Raw genomic sequence first — 20,690 nt, forward strand, 5'->3', positions numbered from 1 at the left:
ATACATTCACCCTTCTGCGATGGTCCGGCCGTCCAGACATTCTCCCGCTTACATGCGAGAGGCGATCCCGGATTTCTGTCAATCCGGGATCGGTTCAATTCCCTCAGGCGCTTTCGCGGAAGTCCGCGTCGTCGGCATCCGGTCCGCCCATCGACATGTCGAGGGCAAAACCCTTGGCGCGGGCTTGCTGGCTGAGCACCGAATGATCGGCCTTGTGAGACGGCTGGCCAGCAGCGCGTCGCATCGGGGCCGACTTGCCAATGGGCTTGTGGGCCGCAACGGTAGACGGAGCCCGCTTGGCCGACTTTTTGCCGCCGGCCTGATCGACCCGGAAGAAGGCGATCGAGGCCTGCAGTTCTTCGGCCTGCGAGGCGAGTTCTTCCGAAGTCGCCGACATCTCTTCGGAGGCGCCGGCATTCTGCTGGGTCACCTTGTCGAGCTGCTGGATCGCTTCGTTGATCTGGGATGCGCCGATATCCTGCTCACGGCAGGCGGCGGAGATTTCCGACACCAGCTCCGCGGTCTTCTGGATGTCCGGCACTAGCTTGTTGAGCATTTCGCCGGCTTCCGTTGCGACCTGCACCGTATCGCCGGAAAGGGCGCTGATTTCGGCAGCCGCTGCCTGGCTGCGTTCGGCAAGCTTGCGCACTTCCGAGGCGACGACTGCAAAACCCTTGCCGTGTTCGCCGGCACGGGCGGCTTCCACCGCCGCGTTCAGGGCGAGAAGGTCGGTCTGGCGGGCGATTTCCTGAACGATCGAGATCTTCTCGGCGATCGTGCGCATGGCGCCGACGGCACGACCGACGGCCTGGCCGGATGCTTCGGCGTCACGCGACGACTGGCGGGCGATCTTTTCCGTCTGGGCGGCGTTGTCGGCGTTCTGCTTGATGTTGGCGGCCATCTGCTCCATCGAGGCGGACGCTTCTTCGGCAGAAGACGCCTGTTCGGTCGCGCCCTGGCTCAGCTGTTCGGAGCTCGCAGAAAGCTCCTGGCTGCCTGAAGAGACGTTGTCGGATGCGGCGAGCGCATCGCCGACGACGCCGCGCAGGCGCTCGATCATCGTGTTGACGTAGCCGAGCAATTCGCCGATCTCGTCCTTGCTGGTGATCGTGGCAAACTTGGTCAGGTCACCATCGGCGACGTTTTGCACAGCCGTCACCGCATTGCGCAGACCCCTGTTGATCGAAAGAGCGATCCAGAGGGCGGCCAGCACGGCGATCAGGAAAGCGGCGCTCGCGACCGAGATCATGATCAGGCGGGTCTGAGCGTAATCCAGATCGGTTTGTTTATCGGCCTCGTTGAGGCGGCCCTCCTCGAGCTTGACCACATCCGAGAGCAGCGCGTCGATGTCGTTGGTGACAGCGCGGGCCTCATTGTTGGAAATGTGCAGCGCGGAGGCTGCGTCACCGCCGAGCATGGAGTTGCGGATCCGGTCGTCCTGCTTGCGGAACTCCGATGTGAAGCCGGCAAGCTTCGCCCACAGGGCCTTGCCCTGTTCCGTTGCACGGGCTTCAACCGCCTTGAGTGTCTCCTCGAAGGCGCGTCGAGCCTCATCGCCCTTTGCGATATATCCCTGCATCTCTCCAGGATTTGCAGCCAGAAGCAGGTTCTTCTGCTGACGGATCTGCTGGAGTTGCTCGTTGTTCAGGTTCTGGGCCAGTTTCAGACGCAGGGCCGGCCCCTGCAGCACATTTTCGAGCGTGTCGTTCAGGTTGCCAAGGCTGAGGATGCCGTAGGCGGCAGTCGCCAGCAGCATGATGATGATGAAACCGAATGCTGAAGCCAGCTTAAGCTTGATTGAAGCGTGCATTTTTTGAGTCCATCAAAAGGGTGATCAACCGTGGGAAGCCCCGGTCGCGGAATGGTCGTGTTGGGCGGAGAAGATCGCCTGGAGATTGGGGAGGATGATGAATTCCGCCCCCCGCTTGACGAGGCAATCGATGAAATCCGGCCGCCAGCGCATGCCAACGCTCGGCGGCGGTTCGCCGGCGGCGCGGAGCAGCGTGGTGACCTCATGCACTTTGTCTGTGCGAATACCTGCAAGAACAGGCTCGCCGCCGATGTTGATCGCGATGACGATGATCCGGCTGTCGATCGTCGGCTTGGTCGCTTCCATGCCGAATGCAAGCCGGATATCGGCAAGCGGAATGACCTTGCCGCGGAAGTTGATGACGCTGCCGACGAAGGCTTTTGCGCCGGGAACCATGGTCTCGGGTAGGAGATCGAGAATTTCCTGTACGCTCACGGCTTCCAGCGCGAACATCTCGCCGGCGATGTCGAATGTCAGGACTTCCAGCTCGTCGCGGCCGCCCCAGAGGTTTTCGGAGATCTTTCTGACTGCTTCGTTCATCCGGCCGCGCGCAGATGCGCCTCCTGTTGTTGTCCTTCGGCCACGAGATGGCCGACGTCGAGGATCAGCGCCACGTCCCCGTCGCCGAGGATGGTCGCACCCGAGAAGGTGGCGACGTCATGGTGCAGTTTCGACATTCCCTTGATGACCGTCTGGTGGTCGCCGATGATCTGGTCGACGACCAGGCCCACCCGTTCGGAACCGGTCGAGATGACGACCACCTTCTGGAAGGGATCGGGTTTGGTGCCGGTGCGGAAGAGATCGCGAAGCCTGAGGAACGGCACCAGGCTGTCGCGCAGCGAGATGAAGCTGCGGCCGCGTGATCGCATGTCTTCTTCGATCGGAAGCTCGAGGCATTCCTCTACCGCCGAAAGCGGAATGACATAGCGGCCGTCGCCGACCCGCACGAGCAGTCCGTCGATGATCGCGAGCGTCAGCGGGATGGCGAGCGAGATCTCGGAACCCTTGCCGACGTGGCTTGTGACGTTGATCGTGCCGCGCAGCGCGTCGATCGTCCGCTTGACCACGTCCATGCCGACGCCGCGGCCGGAGAGGTTGGTGACCGTTTGGGCCGTCGAGAAGCCGGGCTGGAAGATCAGCTGATAGAGTTCCTGGTCGGTGAGGTTGGCATTGGGTGCGATAAGACCGGAGGATTCCGCCTTGGCCCGCACCCGCTCCTTGTTGATGCCGCGGCCATCGTCCTTGATGGTGATGATGACTTCGCCGGCCTGCTGGCGGGCGGAGAGCAGGATGTGGCCCGCCTCCGGCTTGCCGGCGGCGCGCCGTTCCTCGGGTGTCTCGAGACCGTGGTCGCAGGAGTTGCGCACGAGATGCACGAGAGGATCGGCAAGGCGTTCGATCACGCTCTTGTCGACTTCCGTGGTTTCGCCTTCGGTCAACAGCTCGATCGTCTTGCCGGTTTCATGCGCCAGATCGTGTACCAGCCTACGGAAGCGCCCGAAGAGCTGGGTGACCGGCACCATGCGCAGCACCATCATCGTATCCCGCAGCTCGCCGGAAAGGCGTTCCACGTCTTCCGAGACGGCCCGCAGCTGCAGATCGCCGCTGCCGCCCGCAAGCTGGCTGAGGCGCGACTGGGCGATCACGAGCTCGCCGACCCGGTCCATCAGCTCGTCGAGCTTTTCGGCCGGCACGCGGACGTTTTCGGAGGTCTTTTTCTGCTTTGCATCGACGAGTGCCGGAGCGGCCGGTGCAGGTGGGACGGCCGGTGCGGCTGCAACGGCCTGGGGTGCAGCGGCAGGCAGGGCTTCCGCAACCGGGGCTGCACTCTTGGCTGGTGTCCTTGCGGCAAGCGGAGGCTCTACCGTGACGACGTCGAGCTGCATTTCGTCCATGACGAAGATGAACACGTCGTCGATTGCCGAACGCGGTTGGGTGGTCAGGAGTTCGACTTCCCAGGAGACATAAAGATCCGTCGGGGCGAGAAGTTCGAGCGATGGGATCGCGGAACGGTCTGCCACGATCTTGCATTCGCCGAGCTCGCGCAGTTCGTCGAGAAGCGGCAGCGGATTGGTGCCGTTTGCCATCGCGTTCTGCGGCAGGCTGAAGCGGATCTTGAAATGGTTCTGGCCCGGTGCAGCCTTGGCGGGGCTGCCAGCACCCGAGCTGTTGGCGCCATCGACGGCGGCGCGCAGATTGGCGAGAAGCGCTTCGCCCGTTGCCTCATGGTCGCCATTCGGCGTGTCGACCAGGGCACGCATGTGATCCTTGGCTTCCAGAACTGCGGTGACCAGTTCCCGGGTTGCCGGAACCTCGCCCTTGCGGACGCGGTCGAAGGCCGTCTCGCAGTGATGGGTGAAGGCGGCGAGGGCATCGAAGCCGAACATGGCTCCCGATCCCTTCAACGTATGGAGGCCGCGGAAGACCGCGTCCACCTGATCCTTGTCGCCGAGGTTTACGTTCAGGTCGAGAAGCCCTGCTTCGATCTGTTCCAGAAGCTCGGCCGCTTCTGTCCTAAAAACCGCGATAGGATCGGGAAAGCTCATCTGCCGAGTACCTTTCGGACGATCTTGACCAGGCTTTCCGGGTCGAATGGCTTGGTGAGCCAGCCGGTGGCACCGGCGGCCTTGGCTTCCTGCTTGATGTCGTTGTCGGATTCCGTCGTCAGGAAGATGACCGGAACGCCCATGTGAGCCGGCATCTTGCGCAGTTCCCGGATCATCGTCAGGCCGTCCATGTTCGGCATGTTGAGATCGGTGACGATCAGGTCGAACTGGCTGGCCTTGAGCTTGGCGATGCCGTCCAGTCCATCGACTGCCTCGGTGATCTGATATCCGGCATTGCTGAGGGCGACGCGCGTCGTCAGCCGAATGCTGGCGGAATCGTCGACTGTTAGGATGCTGGCGCTCATTGAATTCCCCCTTGATGAAGCCAGAATTTCAGATCTTCAGCGGACATTCCTTCGAGGAAGCCGCTGCGCGTCAGGACATCGAGCGTCGGACCGCTGGCGGGACGGGCTAACGCAATGTGTTTTCCGGCTGTACCCGCACAGATGCGGGCCGCTTCCATGAGTTGTATGAAGCTGATGTCCACTTGGCAGTCATCGTCGAGTTCGATGGTTGCGGAAGCAGTCTTGTCGAGAAATTGCAGCATTTCCTGCTGGACAATGGTGATTGCGCGAACGGTCAGGTTCTGCGGCAGGCGAAAACAATCCTCTTTAACTGCGGAAGCGGGCATTCTTACCTCAATATATTTCCGAGAAAGCTGAAATAGCTGGCTAAATTTGGACTTAGATCATTAATCACGAGTTAATCCGCCATGGCGACTTTTCGCGAAACAATACTGATAGGTTGTATTTTGCCTTGCCTGGGGGCGGAAACATTAACCACAAGTCGCAATGGGAACGCCGTATTCTACGGGAATTAACTCCTCGTCGCTCAAGGTAGCTCTCACGCAGGACGGAACCATCCACGAACTTGCTGGTGTGGAGCCGTCCCAAAACAATACAGACGAGTTCATCGTCGTTATCGTCAGCAGGCAGAGGTCCCGCGGGACCCGAAAGGTGAGGCAAAGTGGCTGTCAGGGCACCCATTTTTGACGTCGCAGACAATTCGACGGGCGTTCTGGTCTTGGTCGACCGGATGGAAACGGCGCGGTCGCGTATCGAGGAACGCTTTCTCGACGGCGGGGCGGCGCTCCTGTCGATTCTTGACGTGCTGAACAAGCTGATCAGCTCTCTCGACCAGTTGACCGGTTCGCTGGATGAAGGAACGGCAAACGCCACGATGGCCGAACTGAAGAGCACGGTCGAGCGCCTGTCGCACCTGACCAGGCTCGAATCCGGAAGGCAGGTCGGCTTCCAGGAAATCGCCTGCGCAGAGCGCAAGCTCCGGCCCCAGATCGAAGAGATGCAGGAAACGCTGCGCTATCTGCGTACCTTCGCGGTGACCGCCAAGATCACCGGTGCCGGGATCGCCGATTTCGCCGGTTTCGCAGAGGAAATTCTCGCAAGGATCCAGGAGGGCTCGCGCCAGGTCAACGATCTGGCCGGCAAGCTGAGCACCCTCGGCCACGGTCTTGGACCGGTGATGGTCAAGGGAAAGGCGATCCTGGCAAGCTACGAGCAAACGGTGCCGCAGATCGTTGTCGGCCTCTCCAACGGCGCGGTGGAGATCGGCAAGCACCGCAAGCTGCTGGTCGAGCGCGCCGCGAGGGTACGTACCGTTGCAAGCGGCATCCAATCGAAGCTCGCCTCGACGCTGTCGGCCATGCAGGTCGGCGATATCACCCGCCAGCGCATCGAACATTGCCAGTCGGCCTTGCGCATCCTTTCCGATTATCTGGAGTCGCCTGCGGCTGCCAGGCTGACCGGCGCCCAGCGCGAAAGCCTGTCGCTGATCATCCGCAAGCTCGTATCGTTGCAGCTCAATCAATCCATCTCCGACTTCGATCGCGATACCGCAAAGATCGTTGCCATCGTCGCAAGCTTCCGGTCGGATCTGTCGCAGATCGAGGCCCTGCGCGCGACGATGACCGACGCCGATAGCGGCGACAACGACAATGCGATCCGGCAGCTCGAGAGCGGCGTGGCCGCAGCTCGCGGTGCCGTGCGCGAAATCGAGGATGTTGCCCACCACGCCGGTGAGCTCAGCCGGTCGACCAGCGATACGGTCCGGGAACTTCTCGACGGCATCGGCATAGTCAAGGTCGTGCGCACCGACATTCACTATATGGCGCTCAACACCAACCTCCGTTGCGGCAAGATCGGTGAGGAAGGCAGGGCGATCAACGTCGTGACCGCCGAACTGCGGAACTTCGCCGCGGTGCTCGACGAGACGGCCGAAAAGATCCTGATCGAACTCCAGACGCTTGAAATCGCCGCCAACAAGCTGACCAGCGCCCATGGCGAAGAGAGCGAACAAAGCCTCGACCAGCGTTTGGAAAACGCGCTTGAAAACATCCGCTCGGTCGGCGACCGGATGGATGCCCAGATGTCGGCGCTCGGCGATCAGAGCAGGACGGCGGTCGGCGAGATGGATATCTCGCTCGCCCGGCTGAACTTCAATGCTGAACTCGGCGAGGTGCTGCGCTCCTGCGCCAATGAGATGGAGCTCGATAAGGACGTCTTCGAAGCGCCGGGTCTCGAAGGAGCGCTTGCCGATGTCGGCGGCCGCATTGCCCGCCTCTATACAATGGTGAGCGAACGCGAACTGCATGCCGCACTGCTCGGCACCGAACCACCGGTGCAAGCCTCGGCCGTCACGACCACCATGTCCGACGACGATATCGACGACGCCCTGTTCTGATCGGCCGGTACCTGCGGGAGCCGGGTTTGGGGGCTGCATCCGGCAGCCTGTCCTGTTAAGATAAAGCGAAGGCCGCGCCTTGACCTTTGGGCGCGCCTGGGTCATGTGACCGCCTTTGCTGACGCAGCGCTTGGAATACGGGACGAACCCCGCAAGTGCTCTAGAAGAGAAATAAAATGACCAAGGCATCATCCTCGGCGCCGTCCCAGCGCATGCTTCGCGTTGGCGAGCAGGTCCGCGCCGCCATAACCCAGGTCCTCCAGCGCGGCGAAGTGCGCGACGACCTGATCGAGAAGACCGTGATCTCGGTGTCCGAGGTCCGCATGTCGACGGACCTGAAAGTCGCTACGGCCTACGTGACACCGCTCGGCGTGCCGGACCATGCGGCAGTCATCGAGGCGCTGAACCGCAACGCGAAATACATTCGCGGCCGTATCGGCGGCCAGCTCCGGCAGATGAAATACATGCCGGAAGTCCGCTTCCGCGACGATACCAGCTTCGATAATTACAAGAAGATCGATGAGCTGCTGCGCTCGCCGGAGGTCCAGCGGGATCTCGACGGCGGCAATGAAGACAAAGAATAATCAAGAGAACGCATGTCAAAACCCCGCAAACCAAAGGGCCGCCCGATTTCTGGCTGGCTGATCCTCGACAAACCGGTCGATTTCGGCTCCACCGAAGCCGTCTCCAAGATCAAGTGGCTGTTCAACGCCCAGAAGGCCGGCCACGCTGGTACGCTCGATCCGCTCGCCTCCGGTATGCTGCCGATCGCGCTCGGCGATGCGACCAAGACCGTGCCCTACGTCATGGATGGCCGCAAGATCTATGAGTTCGCCGTCAGCTGGGGCGAAGAGCGCTCGACGGACGACCTCGAAGGCGAAGTCACGGCCGCTTCCGACACGCGCCCCGACGAACAGTCGATCCGCGACCTCCTGCCGAAATATACCGGCACGATCAGCCAGATCCCGCCGCAGTTCTCGGCCATCAAGATCGCCGGCGAACGCGCCTATGACCTAGCTCGCGACGGCGAAACAGTCGATATCCCCTCGCGTGAGGTGGAGATCTTCCGGTTGACGCTGCTTGGCGTCAATACGGACAAGGCGCATTTCGAGGTGGAATGCGGCAAGGGCACCTATGTGCGGGCGCTCGCCCGCGATTTCGGCCGCGATCTCGGCTGCTATGGTCATATTTCCGACCTGCGCCGCACCTTCGTCGCACCGTTCGCCGAGGAAAAGATGGTGCCGCTCGCCGATCTCGTGGCGCTTGAGGAGATCGAGGACCGAGACGAACGCCTGGCGGCGCTCGATGAATTCCTGATCGATACCGCCGAAGCGCTGTCCAGCCTGCCGCACCTGCCCGTCACCGACGATCAGGCGCACAGGTTGAAAATGGGCAATCCGGTCATCCTGCGCGGCCGCGATGCGCCGCTTGCGGAGGCCGAGGCCTATGCGACGGTACGTGGCAAGCTGATCGCCATCGGCGAGATCGGCCAGGGCGAATTCCGGCCGAAGCGGGTGTTCGGCTGATCGGCGGACGCCTCTTCCAATTGCAACGTGAATGGTCTATAGGCAGCGCCAGCATCAGGAGCCTATAGGCATCCTACTGCATTCATGGCCGAAGCTGAACGACATCTCGGCTTCTGGCGTCTCGTTCTCCTCTTTACGAAAGGATCGTAAGATGTCGATCACTGCCGAGCGCAAGACTGCGCTGATCAAGGAATATGCAACCGTCGAAGGCGACACCGGTTCTCCGGAAATTCAGGTCGCAATCCTAACGGAACGCATCAACAACCTGACGGGTCACTTCAAGGATCACAAGAAGGACAACCACTCGCGTCGTGGTCTTCTGACCATGGTTTCCACCCGTCGCTCGCTTCTTGATTATCTCAAGAAGAAGGACGAGGCCCGTTACAGCAAGATCATTGCTGCTCTGGGTATTCGCCGCTAAAAATTTCCGGTGGGCGTTCTTGGGGCGCCTGCCGGTTCTTTATTCGGGCCAAGGTCCGATGAAATGTTTGCGCTACGCCCTAGTTCGCGTGGTGACTGCCCGCAGACCCGGATGGGCCGGATCTGCCAAACAAACCGTTGACCTGTCATGGGGCAGGATTGCCGGATGCTTTCGGCCAAAGCCCTCGGGGCTTTAGCCGCGGCTCCTTTTCCAGGATGCCGGTGATGCAAAGCCTCCCGTTGTCTTGCCCATGATGTGTCACATTGATTGCGGTCGACTGTGCGCTGCGCCCCATATCGGCGATGCGTGTGCTCCCGCATTGAAGGACAAGACATATGTTCAATACACATTCCGTCGAAATCGAATGGGCAGGCCGCCCGCTGAGACTGGAAACGGGCAAGATCGCCCGTCAGGCTGACGGCGCGGTTCTCGCGACCTACGGCGAGACCGTCGTTCTCGCGACCGTCGTTTCCGCCAAGGCTCCGAAGCCTGGCCAGGATTTCTTCCCGCTCACCGTCAACTACCAGGAAAAGACCTATGCCGCCGGCAAGATCCCGGGCGGCTATTTCAAGCGCGAAGGCCGCCCGTCGGAAAAGGAAACGCTGGTTTCCCGCCTGATCGACCGCCCGATCCGCCCGCTCTTCCCGGAAGGCTACAAGAACGACACCCAGGTCGTCGTTACCGTCGTGCAGCACGACCTTGAGAACGATCCGGACGTTTTGTCGATGGTCGCGGCTTCCGCAGCGCTGACGCTCTCCGGCGTTCCCTTCATGGGCCCGGTCGGCGGCGCTCGCGTCGGTTACATCAACGGCGAATACGTTCTGAACCCGCATCTCGACGAGATGGACGAGTCCACCCTCGACCTCATTGTCGCCGGTACGGGCGATGCCGTCCTGATGGTTGAATCCGAAGCCAAGGAACTCAACGAAGACATCATGCTCGGCGCCGTCATGTTCGGCCACCGCGGTTTCCAGCCGGTCATCGACGCGATCATCAAGCTCGCTGAAGTCGCCGCCAAGGAACCCCGCGAATTCGAACCGGAAGACCATTCCGAGCTCGAAGCCGAAATGCTGAAGCATTTCGAAGCCGAGCTTCGCGAAGGCTACAAGATCACCCAGAAGGCTGACCGTTACGCAGCCGTCGACGCCGTCAAGGCGAAGGTCAAGGCTCACTTCTTCCCGGAAGGCGTCGAGCCGAAGTACAATGCTGAAGTCATCGGCGCCGTCTTCAAGCACCTGCAGGCCAAGATCGTTCGCTGGAACATCCTCGACACCAAGAGCCGCATCGACGGCCGCGACCTTGAAACCGTTCGTCCGATCGTCTCGGAAGTCGGCATCCTGCCGCGCACCCACGGTTCGGCCCTCTTCACCCGCGGCGAGACCCAGGCGATCGTTGTCGCCACGCTCGGCACCGGCGAAGACGAGCAGTACGTCGACAGCCTGACGGGCATGTACAAGGAGCGCTTCCTCCTCCATTACAACTTCCCTCCCTACTCGGTCGGTGAAACTGGCCGCATGGGCTCCCCGGGCCGCCGCGAAATCGGCCATGGCAAGCTCGCATGGCGCGCCATCCGCCCGATGCTGCCGACCGTCGAGCAGTTCCCCTACACGCTGCGCGTCGTTTCCGAAATCACCGAGTCCAACGGCTCGTCTTCGATGGCGACCGTCTGCGGCACCTCGCTCGCACTGATGGACGCCGGCGTTCCGCTGGCCAAGCCGGTTGCCGGCATCGCCATGGGCCTCATCCTCGAGGGTGAACGCTTCGCAGTTCTCTCCGACATCCTCGGCGACGAAGACCACCTCGGCGACATGGACTTCAAGGTCGCGGGTACTGCCGACGGCATCACCTCGCTGCAGATGGACATCAAGATCGCCGGCATCACCGAAGAGATCATGAAGGTCGCGCTCGGTCAGGCACAGGGCGGTCGCAAGCACATCCTCGGCGAAATGGCCAATGCCATCACCGAGAGCCGCGGCCAGCTCGGCGAATTCGCACCGCGCATCGAAGTGATGAACATCCCGGTCGACAAGATCCGCGAAGTCATCGGTTCGGGCGGCAAGGTCATCCGCGAAATCGTCGAAAAGACCGGCGCCAAGATCAACATCGAGGACGACGGCACCGTCAAGATCGCTTCGTCTTCCGGCAAGGAAATCGAAGCGGCCCGCAAGTGGATCCACTCGATCGTTGCCGAGCCGGAAGTTGGCGCTATCTATGAAGGCACGGTCGTCAAGACCGCCGACTTCGGTGCTTTCGTGAACTTCTTCGGCGCCCGCGACGGCCTCGTGCACATCTCGCAGCTCGCTTCCGAGCGTGTTGCCAAGACCCAGGACGTCGTCAAGGAAGGCGACAAGGTCTGGGTCAAGCTGATGGGCTTCGACGAGCGCGGCAAGGTTCGCCTGTCGATGAAGGTCGTCGACCAGGCCACCGGCCAGGAACTCAAGAAGGCTGAAGGCGAAGCCGCCGAATAAGGCCTTCTTCTTCCGAGACATCGAGGCGCGGAAGCTCTTCCGCGCCTTTTGTTTATCTGCTGTTACGAGACCGAACCCACGAGACTAGCCATGAGCCGAGACGCCCTGAAAACCCTGTTCCACCCCTTCGATACCGAGGCGGTTCCCATGCCCGGCGAAGGCGAGCGTGTGCTCTTCCTGGGCGCCGAGGCGGGCAACGCCTTGCCCGAGGGGTTTGCAGCCGAGATCACCGCAGTACAGTCGTTTCGGCCTCTGTTCCGCGCCTTGAGCGAAGGCGCCTTTCCCGAGGCCGAGGGTGACAGTTATGACTTTGGGCTGGTGCTTTGCGGCAAGCATCGCGGCGAGAACGAGAACCGCGTGGCCGAGGCTCTGGAGCGCGTCAGAACAGGCGGCGTGATCATTGTGGCCGGCGGTAAGGAAGACGGCATCCAGCCGCTTCGCAACACGCTCCTGAAGCTTGGCATCGAACTCGACTACACCCCGAAATATCACGGCGTCGCGATATGGTTCGCCAGGCCCGCCGATGCGGATGCTGCGATCAAGGCGTTGAAGAAGTCGACCGTGGTGATCGACGCCCGGTTCGAGGCGGCCCCCGGCATGTTCTCCCACGAGCGCGTGGATGCAGGCTCGGAACTGCTTGCAGGCCGTCTGCCGACCGATTTCGACGGCAACGCAGCCGACTTCGGCGCCGGCTGGGGTTATCTGTCGGTGATGCTGGCGGAGAAGTCGAAGCGGGTGAACCGCATCGATCTCTTCGAGGCCGATTACCAGGCGCTGGAATTTGCCAAGCGCAACGTCGCGCGCAACTGCCCGGACCTCAATGCCCGTTTCTACTGGCAGGATCTCGGCGCTGAGCCGCCGAAGGAAAAATACGACCTTGTCATCATGAACCCGCCTTTCCATGAAGCGCAGGCGACTGATCCGGAACTTGGCAAGACGATGATCCGCACTGCGGCGGCTGCGCTCAAGAACGGCGGACGGCTGATGCTGGTCGCCAATCGCGGCCTCACCTACGAGCCCGTCCTGGCGGAAGGTTTCCGCGAAAGCGGCGAAACTTGCCGCAACGCCCGCTTTAAGGTTCTATGGGCGAAGAAATAGGCTGCTGAAGGAGCGATATGCTCGATCGAGATCCGATTGTCATTGCCGATGCAGGGCCGTTAATCCGCTTGGCGGCGGCCGGTCTTCTGGACGCCATGCGGCTCACCAACCGGAGAATCGTCATCGTAGATCGGATCGAGGAAGAGGTCTGCAGTGATCTCTCCAAACCCTATGCGCCGGAAATCCAGGCTTGGATGATGTCCATGAATGGGGCGATCGAACATGCGGAGACGTTGGAGGGCATTGCGATCGCTACATTGCGGGAACGCGCCACAACGTCGGAAGCCCAGGACAAACTCAAGCGGGCACTGAGGAACAGCGGCGAACGCGCCATTCGCGAATACATCGAAACGATGGACCCGCAGGATACGGATGAGGCACTGGTCCTCTATGAGGACGGCGCCGTTCCGAATCTCATGGCAGCAGCAACGGTTCCGATGACACTTGTGACGACACGCGCCTTCGTCAGGGAAATCGAAGAGCGTGGCTACAATCTCGATGCGGTTCAGGCGCTGGAAGCCGTTCCATACAATCTGAAGCCCGCCATACGCACCGTTATCGACGCGAACAGCGGGCCTCCCGAAAGCTTCCCCAAATAGGGCTTACTCCGAATCCGCGTTTCGCAGCCGGTCGAGGCTCGGCAGCGACGTGATGTTGTAGCCGGCATCCACGTAGTGGATTTCGCCGGTTACGCCGCGGGAAAGGTCCGAGAGCAGGTAGAGGGCAGAGCCGCCGATATCCTCGATGGTCGCCGTGCGGCGCAACGGCGCGTTCTTCTGGTTCCAGGAATAGATCGCGCGGGCATCGGAAATGCCGGCGCCCGCAAGCGTGCGCACGGGGCCTGCCGAGATCGCGTTGACGCGGATGTCGCGAGGGCCGTAATCGGCAGCGAGATAGCGCACCGAGCTTTCAAGTGCGGCCTTGGCAACGCCCATGACATTGTAGTTCGGGATCACCCGCATCGAGCCGCCATAGGTCAGCGTCAGGATCGCGCCGCCATCGGTCATCAGGTCGGCTGCGCGCTTGGAGATCTCCGTGAAGGAGAAACAGGAGATCACCATGGTGCGGCTGAAATTGTCGCGCGTCGTGTCCGCGTAGAGGCCCTTCAGCTCGTTCTTGTCGGAAAAGCCGATTGCGTGCACCACGAAATCGAGCTTGCCCCAGCGCTCCTTGATTGCCGCGAACGTCGCGTCCACGGAGGCAATGTCCTCGACATCGCAAGGCACGACGAAATCCGAATTGACCTCGGCTGCGAGCGGCTTCACCCGCTTGCCAAGCGCGTCGCCCTGGTAGGTGAAGGCGAGTTCGGCGCCCTGCGCGGCTACGGCTTTCGAAATCCCCCAGGCAATAGAGTGATTGTTGGCGACCCCCATGATCAGGCCGCGTTTCCCCTGCATGATTCCGGTCATGGAATTACCCGTTAAAGCGCTGGAAGACGAGCGTGGCGTTGGTGCCGCCGAACCCGAAGGAATTGGAAAGGACCGTGTCGATCTTGGCGTCGTCGATGCGCTTGCGCACGATCGGAACGCCTTCGAATTCCGGGTCCAGGTTTTCGATATGCGCGCTTTCGCCGATGAAGCGTTCCTGCATCATCAGAAGGCCGTAGATCGATTCCTGTACGCCGGCACCGCCGAGCGAATGGCCGGTCAGCGACTTGGTCGACTGGATATGCGGGATCTTGTCCCCGAAGACCTGGCGGATCGCGCCGATCTCCTTGCTGTCCCCGACCGGGGTCGAGGTGCCGTGGGTGTTGATGTAGTCGACATCGCCCTTTACGGTCGCCAGCGCCTGGCGCATGCAGCGCATCGCGCCTTCGCCCGACGGGGCGACCATGTCGTAGCCATCCGACGTCGCGCCGTAACCGACGATTTCCGCGTAGATCTTGGCGCCGCGAGCTTTCGCATGCTCGAGCTCTTCGAGAACCAGCACGCCGGCACCGCCGGCGATGACGAAACCGTCGCGGTCGACGTCATAGGCGCGCGAGGCCTTGTCGGGATCGTTGTTGTACTTGGTGGACATGGCGCCCATCGCGTCGAACAGGTTCGACATCGTCCAGTCGAGGTCCTCGTGGCCGCCGGCGAACATCACGTCCTGCTTGCCCCACTGGATCATCTCGGCGGCATTGCCGATGCAGTGCGCGGATGTCGAGCAGGCGGACGAGATCGAATAGTTGACGCCGTGGATCTTGAACCAGGTGGCAAGCGTCGCGGATGCCGTGGACGACATCGCTTTCGGCACGGCGAACGGGCCGATACGCTTCGGGCTGTTGTTCTTGATGGTAATCTCGGCGGCTTCGATAAGCGTGCGGGTGGAGGGGCCGCCCGAACCCATGATGATGCCGGTGCGTTCGTTCTCGCCGATATCCTTGTCTTCAAGGCCGGAATCGGCGATCGCCTGTTTCATGGCGACATGGTTCCAGGCGCCGCCCTGGCTGAGGAAGCGCATGGCGCGGCGATCGACCAGTTCGGTCGGATCGAGCGTCGGCCTGCCCCAGACCTGGCACTTGAAGCCGTGCTCGGCGAAATCGGGAGAGAAGGAAATGCCGGACTTCGCCTGACGCAAGGATTCGGTGACTTCGGCGGCGTCGCTTCCGATCGAGGATACGATACCGAGACCCGTTACAACTACCCGTCTCATCTCATCAAAACCTTTTCTGCTTGTTCTTCTTTGGCCGCGAAGCAGGATCAGGCGGCCTTTTCCTTCGACAGGCCTACACGAAGGTCTGTCGCCTGGTAAATGGTTTCGCCATCCGCCTTGAGCCAGCCATCAGCGGTGCCAAGCACCAGACGACCGCGCATGACGCGCTTGAAGTCGATGCCATACTCGAGCAGCTTGGTGTCCGGGCGTATCATGCCCTTGAACTTCACTTCGCCGGTCGACAAGGCCATGCCGCGTCCGGGTTCGCCAAGCCAGCCGAGGAAAAAGCCGGTCAATTGCCACATGCCGTCAAGGCCAAGGCAGCCCGGCATGATGGGATTGCCTTCGAAATGGCAGGGGAAATACCAGTCGTCGGGCTTAACGTCGTATTCGGCGCGAAGATAACCCTTGTCGAACGCTCCGCCCGTTTCTGAAATGTCGGTGATGCGGTGGACCATCAACATCGGCGGCAGCGGAAGCTGCGCATTGCCGGGTCCGAACAGCTCGCCATGGGCGCAAGAGAGAAGTTCTTCGTAAGAGAAGCTGGACTGCCTGGGTGCCATAAATTTCCGTTCCCCCCGTTGAACCTTAGACCTTTTGTTTCAGCAGCTTTAGTGCAAGATCGGTCGGAATTGAAGCGTAACGATGAACTTGCGCTCCGCCTGGGGATGGCAGCCGAGCCACTGGAACATGCGTTTGTTCTGGTCCGCATATAGGAAGCGAAAGGCGCAAACCAGAGGCTTGTAGCGAAATTGCGCGTTTTTGGCGCTCTCGCGACAGGTATCCTCCGGAAACTATTGAAACTACCCTCCGTAAAAGTTATATCGGAAAGTCAAGATACCTGATATGGGCGTGAAACGGCAGGAGTTGACGGGCAATATGGCAGAAGCCATGACGGACATCGAGACGAGACTGCGCCATTGCGGCCTGCGTCCGACGCGGCAGCGCGTTGCGCTTGCCGATCTGCTGTTCGCCAAGGGTGACCGCCACCTGACTGTCGAGGAACTGCACGAGGAAGCCACCTTCGCCGGCGTCCCGGTTTCGCTCGCAACCGTCTACAATACCTTGCATCAGTTCACTGAAGCCGGTCTCATCCGGGTGCTCGCGGTTGAAAGCGCCAGGACCTATTTCGACACCAATATTTCCGACCACCATCACTTCTTCGTCGAGGGCCGCAACGAGGTGCTCGACATCCCGGTCAGCAATCTTCACATCGACAACCTTCCGGAACCTCCGGAAGGCATGGAAATTGCCCATGTGGACGTGATCATCCGCCTGCGCGAAAAGAAAAGCTGACGGCTCCTACTCTTTCCCTTTCTTGCCCCTCATGGCTTCGTCCTGGTCCCGTCCGGCCCGCGGCTTGTAGCGCGGCAATGTCCAGCCATAGTGGATTGCGCCGCCTCGCAGGCCGAAAGCAAGAGCCGCGCCTAGCCCAGAACTCGCATAGAGCGGCAGGCCGAGTGCATTTGCCGCGGTAAACCCGCAGGCCCCCGCGAGTGCGGCGGTGATGTAGATTTCCGGCCTCAGCAGTACCGAGGGCTCGTTGGCGAGAAGATCGCGCAGGATGCCGCCGAAGGCAGCCGTCAGCGCCCCGGTGACGATCGCGATTGTCGGTGATCCCGTGGCGGCAAGCCCTTTTGCCGCGCCGAGCACGCTATAGGCGGCAAGCCCGACCGCATCGAACCAGATCAGCAGGCGATAGCGCCATTCGACCCGATGGGCCGTGCAGAAGACGAAAGCACCGGCAATCACGCAGATCAGGATATAGGTGGGATCGAGCACCCAGAAGACCGGCATTCGTCCGAGGATGATGTCTCTGAGCGTGCCACCGCCGAGCCCGGTGACTGCCGCGAAAAACAGGAAGCCGACGAGGTCGAGTTGTTTTCGCGAGGCCGCCAGCGCGCCGGTCGCCGCAAAAAGTGCGATGCCGGCGTAGTCGAGGATCGTCAGCAGTGACATGTCAGACCTTGTGATCCAGCGTCGCGCAAGTGCAGGCCGTTAGCATAACCGCCGATCGTTGCGTGCGTCATCCTTCGACGCGCGCCGTGAACAGATGAATTTGCAGAGGTCCGCCAGTGAAAAAGCTCTTGATCATTGTTGTGCAGGCGCTCGTCCTGGTGTTTGCGCCAACACTTGCTCTCGCTCAGCAGCCACAGCGTTTCAGCGATCCGGAAATCTACGAGAGGGATTACTTCCGCAAGGAATGCAAGACCGTCGATTTCGGGTCGGCCTTCATCAAGCGCTTCGACATCAACAACGACGGCATGATCGACCTCGTTTCCAATCAATCCGAAGTAACCTGCGACGGGGTCAAGGGACCACGCTGCGCCAGTGAAGGCTGCCGCTACAATTTTTATGTCCAGATCAAGGAAGGCGGCTACGTGATGGTCGCCACCGCCCAGCTTTATAAATACGATTTCGTTCAGTACTTCGGCAACATGGTTTTTGAATTGACGATGCATCCCCGCTTCTGCGGTCGCACCGACGCCGCGCCCTGCGAAATGCGCGTCAGGGTGCGCGGCCTTGATTTCAATATCCTGTCGAAGAAATAAAAGGGCCTGGACATGGCTCATCCCGGAAAGATCCCGCCGATCCGCCCGGTGAGATAATAGGCAGTCAGGCTCATCCACTCGCGGGCGGCAGTCGTCGTCAGCTGCGCATTCAGCGCCGGCTGGGTGAAATCCAGCGACAGACGGACGATGCCGCTGGTGCGGTAATCGACCGGCCACGGCGTGACCGTTATCCCGGCCGCCCGGAACAGGCCCATCGAGCGCGGCATATGGAAGGCCGAGGTAATCAGCAGGCAGTTGTCGAGCCCCTGAGCCCTGAGAAGCCCGGCCGTATTCACCGTATTCTCATAGGTCGTGCGGGACGCGTCCTCCTTCACCAGCCGATCCGCCGGGATGCCGAAGGCGGAAAACAACCGTTCCGAAGCCTGCGCCTCGCCTTCGTAGGCACCGCTGATCGAGCCGTCGCCGCCTGATATCAGGATGCGCGCTTGCGGATGATTGCGGGCGAGCCGCAGCGCCTCCACGAACCGGTCGGCAGCCTGGTTGAGCTCTATGCCGCCACGCGCGGTCGTCACCTCGTTTTCGAGCACGCCACCCAGCACGATCATGCAGGAAACCGCCTGCGGCTCCTGGCCCGGCTTTGGAATGCGGTCCTCCAACACCTGCAGCGCTACCGCACCCGTTGTCGTGAAAAGCGTCACGAACAGCACCAGCGTGGCAAGCAGCGCCGAGAGGCCGCCGAGCCTGCGCCAGCCAACGAAGACCAGACATGTGGCGAGAGCCGCGAGCAGGAAAGCAATCGAGAGAGGCTGGGCAAACACCCAGAAGAGCTTGGAAAGCAGGAACATCAAAGACTTTCGAAACGATCAGGCGCGGCGGCGGGCGGAGACGATCGGCTGCTGGAAGTGCAGGTGCAGCGGGCGCGGCAGAAGCGCCGTCGCCAATGCCACCGCAAGGGCCAGAACCGAAACGATCCAGAGCGCATGGCTGCCAGCATATTTCGTCAAAAAAGCGCCGGTCACGGCACCGCATGCCATTCCGGTCCAGGGCACCGTCTGGATCAGCCAGCCGGTCGGGTTGCGGTCGCCGATCAGCCAGCGGCCGATGCCCCGGCCGAAACGGGAAAGCGCGCCGGTCACATAGGTGAGGCCGATCGGCAGCCCTTCGATATGCTCGACCGTCGCGTTGATCATGCCCATCGACAGCACGATCAGATAGAATTGAAGCCGCGGATAACCGGCCGTGGGAACGATGGAAGCCGCGGCCAGCAGGAGTGAAACGCCCGATAGCACGACGAAGGTGCGGCGCGCCGAAACCGTATAGGCAAGCACGATGCCGAGCGCGTTGCCGAGGATAAAGACCCAAAGCGCGATGAAGAGGATGATCGCATGGCTATAGTCGCCGTCGGCAAAGGAGATTGCCGCGCGGGTCGTGTTGCCGGTCATGAAGGACACGAAGTCGCCCGAGAGCAGCAGCCCCACCGCATCCGTCATGCCCGCCACGAAGGAAATCGCGGCAACGAGCGCAAGACCCGTTACGGTCCGCCGTCTGCGGATGATGCGTCTTCGTCTTTCCCTGGTCATGGAGGTCCTTTCCTCCGCGTAAATCTGCGCGAATCACGCCCCGAGGCGTTGATCCAGGACAATGTCGGATAACTAGGAAAGAAATCGCAAATCGAACGCCGAAGCGAGTCCTATTGCGAGCCCAGCCACGCCTCGACGCCTCGGGCAGCAGAGCGGCCCGTCGCAAGGCAGGCGGTTAGCAGGTAGCCGCCCGTCGGCGCCTCCCAGTCGAGCATTTCCCCGGCGGCAAACAGGCCGGGAAGCGGTTTCAGCATGTAGTTCTCATCGAGATTGCTCCAGGCGATGCCGCCGGCGGACGAGATCGCTTCCGCAATCGGCCGCGGACGGAGAACCGGGACCTGCAGAGACTTGATCAGCCTCGCCAGTTCCTTCGGGGACATGCGGTTGGCGTCCGGAACAAGTTCGCGAAGCAGAGCGGTCTTCACGCCCTCCAGCGCTGCTCCCTTGCGCAGGCGGTTGGAGAAACTCGCCTTGGCATCTTGCCGGGCAAGGTCGCGGCTAAGTCGCTCCAGCGTGCGGCCGGGTGCGAGATCGACGGCCAATGCCGCTTGGCCTTGCGAGAAGAGCCGGTCCCGGAGCGCTGCGGAATGGGCATAGACCAGGCTGCCCTCGATCCCGTGTTTCGAGACCACGAATTCGCCCTGGAACGTGCCGGCGTCGGACGTGGTCGAAACAGATTTCAGCGGCTCGCCGGCAAAACGCTCGCGAAACGCCTCGCTCCAGGCGACGTCGAAACCGCAATTGGCAGGCCGCAGATCGGCGATGACGATGCCTTTGTCTCTCAGCCATGGCACCCAGGCGGCATCCGAGCCAAGCCGCGGCCAGCTGCCGCCGCCGAGTGCCAGGAGAGCAGCATCCGGCTGGACGGTGATCGGCCCTTCCGGCGTTTCGAACCGATACCCGTTTTCGGCAAACCCCACCCAGCGGTGCCTTGCCTTGAGCTTTACGCCCTGTGCCTCCAACCGCCGCAGCCAGGCGCGCAACAGCGGCGAGGCCTTCATGACTGTCGGAAACACCCGGCCGGAGGTCCCCACGAAGGTTTCCGTGCCGAGACCCGCTGCCCAGGCCTGCACGTCGTCCGGCGTGAATACGCCGAGGGCAGGGCGCAGGCGCGCGGAAGCGCTTCCGAATCGCTCCGTGAACTTTGAAAAGTCTTCCGAATGGGTGATGTTCAGCCCGGACTTGCCGGCGAGCAGAAATTTTCGCCCGAAGGTCGGCATCGCTTCATACACTGCCACGGCATGGCCGGCAGCGGAGAGAACCTCCGCCGCCATCAGGCCCGCCGGGCCGCCGCCGATGATCGCGATCTGCTTTGTCATGCCTCCCGGTTA

At 61.5% G+C, this 20,690-nt stretch carries 21 protein-coding genes; 9 read left to right on the top strand and 12 right to left on the bottom strand.

What is annotated here, in order from left to right; genetic code table 11:
• Nucleotides 1-103: 103 nt before the first annotated feature.
• From LZK81_RS00890 to LZK81_RS00910, 5 genes are read right to left on the bottom strand one after another with little or no spacing between them, the layout of a single operon-like run.
• Nucleotides 104-1,810 (bottom strand): methyl-accepting chemotaxis protein, encoded by a 1,707-nt coding sequence (locus LZK81_RS00890; RefSeq protein ID WP_233954913.1) that lies wholly within the window; start codon nucleotides 1,808-1,810, stop codon nucleotides 104-106.
• A 24-nt stretch (nucleotides 1,811-1,834) separates the two neighbouring features.
• Nucleotides 1,835-2,350: a chemotaxis protein CheW gene (locus LZK81_RS00895; RefSeq protein ID WP_037080182.1), complete on the bottom strand. Its 516-nt coding sequence runs from the start codon at nucleotides 2,348-2,350 to the stop codon at nucleotides 1,835-1,837.
• On the bottom strand, nucleotides 2,347-4,356 hold the full coding sequence (locus LZK81_RS00900) for a chemotaxis protein CheA (RefSeq protein WP_046602816.1): 2,010 nt from the start codon (nucleotides 4,354-4,356) through the stop codon (nucleotides 2,347-2,349). Before LZK81_RS00900 ends, LZK81_RS00895 begins: the two co-directional genes overlap by 4 nt.
• On the bottom strand, nucleotides 4,353-4,721 hold the full coding sequence (locus tag LZK81_RS00905) for a response regulator (protein ID WP_046625375.1): 369 nt from the start codon (nucleotides 4,719-4,721) through the stop codon (nucleotides 4,353-4,355). Before LZK81_RS00905 ends, LZK81_RS00900 begins: the two co-directional genes overlap by 4 nt.
• Entirely contained in the window at nucleotides 4,718-5,047 is a 330-nt protein-coding gene (locus LZK81_RS00910) for a hypothetical protein (protein ID WP_052753441.1), read from the bottom strand. Before LZK81_RS00910 ends, LZK81_RS00905 begins: the two co-directional genes overlap by 4 nt.
• A 335-nt stretch (nucleotides 5,048-5,382) precedes the next feature.
• Here LZK81_RS00910 and LZK81_RS00915 point away from each other — a divergent pair, with 335 nt between their 5' ends.
• The 7 genes from LZK81_RS00915 (at nucleotide 5,383) to LZK81_RS00945 (ending at nucleotide 13,228) form a co-directional block, all read left to right on the top strand.
• Nucleotides 5,383-7,116: a chemotaxis protein gene (locus LZK81_RS00915; protein WP_233954914.1), complete on the top strand. Its 1,734-nt coding sequence runs from the start codon at nucleotides 5,383-5,385 to the stop codon at nucleotides 7,114-7,116.
• Between the two features lie 176 nt (nucleotides 7,117-7,292).
• Entirely contained in the window at nucleotides 7,293-7,700 is a 408-nt protein-coding gene (gene rbfA, locus LZK81_RS00920; RefSeq protein ID WP_046602818.1) for a 30S ribosome-binding factor RbfA, read from the top strand.
• 12 nt (nucleotides 7,701-7,712) lie between these two features.
• Entirely contained in the window at nucleotides 7,713-8,642 is a 930-nt protein-coding gene (gene truB / locus LZK81_RS00925; RefSeq protein WP_233954915.1) for a tRNA pseudouridine(55) synthase TruB, read from the top strand.
• A gap of 151 nt (nucleotides 8,643-8,793) precedes the next feature.
• A complete protein-coding gene (gene rpsO, locus LZK81_RS00930; protein ID WP_038547700.1) occupies nucleotides 8,794-9,063 on the top strand; it encodes a 30S ribosomal protein S15 in 270 nt (89 codons plus the stop codon).
• A 335-nt stretch (nucleotides 9,064-9,398) separates the two neighbouring features.
• The gene (gene pnp, locus LZK81_RS00935) at nucleotides 9,399-11,531 is read left to right on the top strand and encodes a polyribonucleotide nucleotidyltransferase (RefSeq protein WP_046611496.1); all 2,133 of its coding nucleotides are present in this window, start codon (nucleotides 9,399-9,401) and stop codon (nucleotides 11,529-11,531) included.
• 90 nt (nucleotides 11,532-11,621) lie between these two features.
• On the top strand, nucleotides 11,622-12,629 hold the full coding sequence (locus tag LZK81_RS00940) for a class I SAM-dependent methyltransferase (protein ID WP_233954916.1): 1,008 nt from the start codon (nucleotides 11,622-11,624) through the stop codon (nucleotides 12,627-12,629).
• 17 nt (nucleotides 12,630-12,646) lie between these two features.
• On the top strand, nucleotides 12,647-13,228 hold the full coding sequence (locus tag LZK81_RS00945) for a hypothetical protein (RefSeq protein ID WP_233954917.1): 582 nt from the start codon (nucleotides 12,647-12,649) through the stop codon (nucleotides 13,226-13,228).
• Nucleotides 13,229-13,231: 3 nt separating this feature from the next.
• On the opposite strand, the gene fabI is transcribed toward LZK81_RS00945, so the two are convergent.
• Genes fabI through fabA form a run of 3 tightly spaced genes read right to left on the bottom strand, consistent with a single transcriptional unit; the run spans nucleotide 13,232 to nucleotide 15,829 of the window.
• Entirely contained in the window at nucleotides 13,232-14,038 is an 807-nt protein-coding gene (gene fabI, locus LZK81_RS00950; RefSeq protein ID WP_046611499.1) for an enoyl-ACP reductase FabI, read from the bottom strand.
• 4 nt (nucleotides 14,039-14,042) lie between these two features.
• Entirely contained in the window at nucleotides 14,043-15,266 is a 1,224-nt protein-coding gene (fabB, locus tag LZK81_RS00955) for a beta-ketoacyl-ACP synthase I (RefSeq protein WP_105440161.1), read from the bottom strand.
• Nucleotides 15,267-15,313: 47 nt separating this feature from the next.
• On the bottom strand, nucleotides 15,314-15,829 hold the full coding sequence (gene fabA, locus LZK81_RS00960; RefSeq protein WP_037080143.1) for a 3-hydroxyacyl-[acyl-carrier-protein] dehydratase FabA: 516 nt from the start codon (nucleotides 15,827-15,829) through the stop codon (nucleotides 15,314-15,316).
• A gap of 316 nt (nucleotides 15,830-16,145) precedes the next feature.
• Here fabA and irrA point away from each other — a divergent pair, with 316 nt between their 5' ends.
• Complete coding sequence (gene irrA, locus LZK81_RS00965; RefSeq protein ID WP_046603479.1) at nucleotides 16,146-16,562, top strand: iron response transcriptional regulator IrrA; 417 nt, start codon at nucleotides 16,146-16,148, stop codon at nucleotides 16,560-16,562.
• A gap of 6 nt (nucleotides 16,563-16,568) precedes the next feature.
• On the opposite strand, the gene LZK81_RS00970 is transcribed toward irrA, so the two are convergent.
• Entirely contained in the window at nucleotides 16,569-17,225 is a 657-nt protein-coding gene (locus tag LZK81_RS00970) for a trimeric intracellular cation channel family protein (RefSeq protein WP_046602825.1), read from the bottom strand.
• 116 nt (nucleotides 17,226-17,341) lie between these two features.
• Between LZK81_RS00970 and LZK81_RS00975 the strand changes: the two genes are divergently transcribed.
• The gene (locus tag LZK81_RS00975) at nucleotides 17,342-17,818 is read left to right on the top strand and encodes a hypothetical protein (RefSeq protein WP_233954918.1); all 477 of its coding nucleotides are present in this window, start codon (nucleotides 17,342-17,344) and stop codon (nucleotides 17,816-17,818) included.
• 17 nt (nucleotides 17,819-17,835) lie between these two features.
• Here the strand turns inward: LZK81_RS00975 and LZK81_RS00980 are convergent, their stop codons facing one another.
• The 3 genes from LZK81_RS00980 to LZK81_RS00990 all read right to left on the bottom strand — a co-directional run bounded on the left by LZK81_RS00980 (nucleotide 17,836) and on the right by LZK81_RS00990 (nucleotide 20,678).
• Nucleotides 17,836-18,624, bottom strand: coding sequence for a YdcF family protein (locus LZK81_RS00980; RefSeq protein WP_233954919.1), 789 nt, complete (start codon nucleotides 18,622-18,624; stop codon nucleotides 17,836-17,838).
• Nucleotides 18,625-18,642: 18 nt separating this feature from the next.
• Nucleotides 18,643-19,359, bottom strand: a complete 717-nt coding sequence (locus LZK81_RS00985) for a YoaK family protein (RefSeq protein ID WP_046602828.1) — start codon at nucleotides 19,357-19,359, stop codon at nucleotides 18,643-18,645.
• A 110-nt stretch (nucleotides 19,360-19,469) separates the two neighbouring features.
• Nucleotides 19,470-20,678, bottom strand: a complete 1,209-nt coding sequence (locus tag LZK81_RS00990) for a TIGR03862 family flavoprotein (RefSeq protein ID WP_233954920.1) — start codon at nucleotides 20,676-20,678, stop codon at nucleotides 19,470-19,472.
• Between the last annotated feature and the right edge of the window lie 12 nt (nucleotides 20,679-20,690).

The organism is Neorhizobium galegae (genome assembly GCF_021391675.1).
Taxonomy (GTDB): Bacteria; Pseudomonadota; Alphaproteobacteria; order Rhizobiales; family Rhizobiaceae; genus Neorhizobium; species Neorhizobium galegae_B.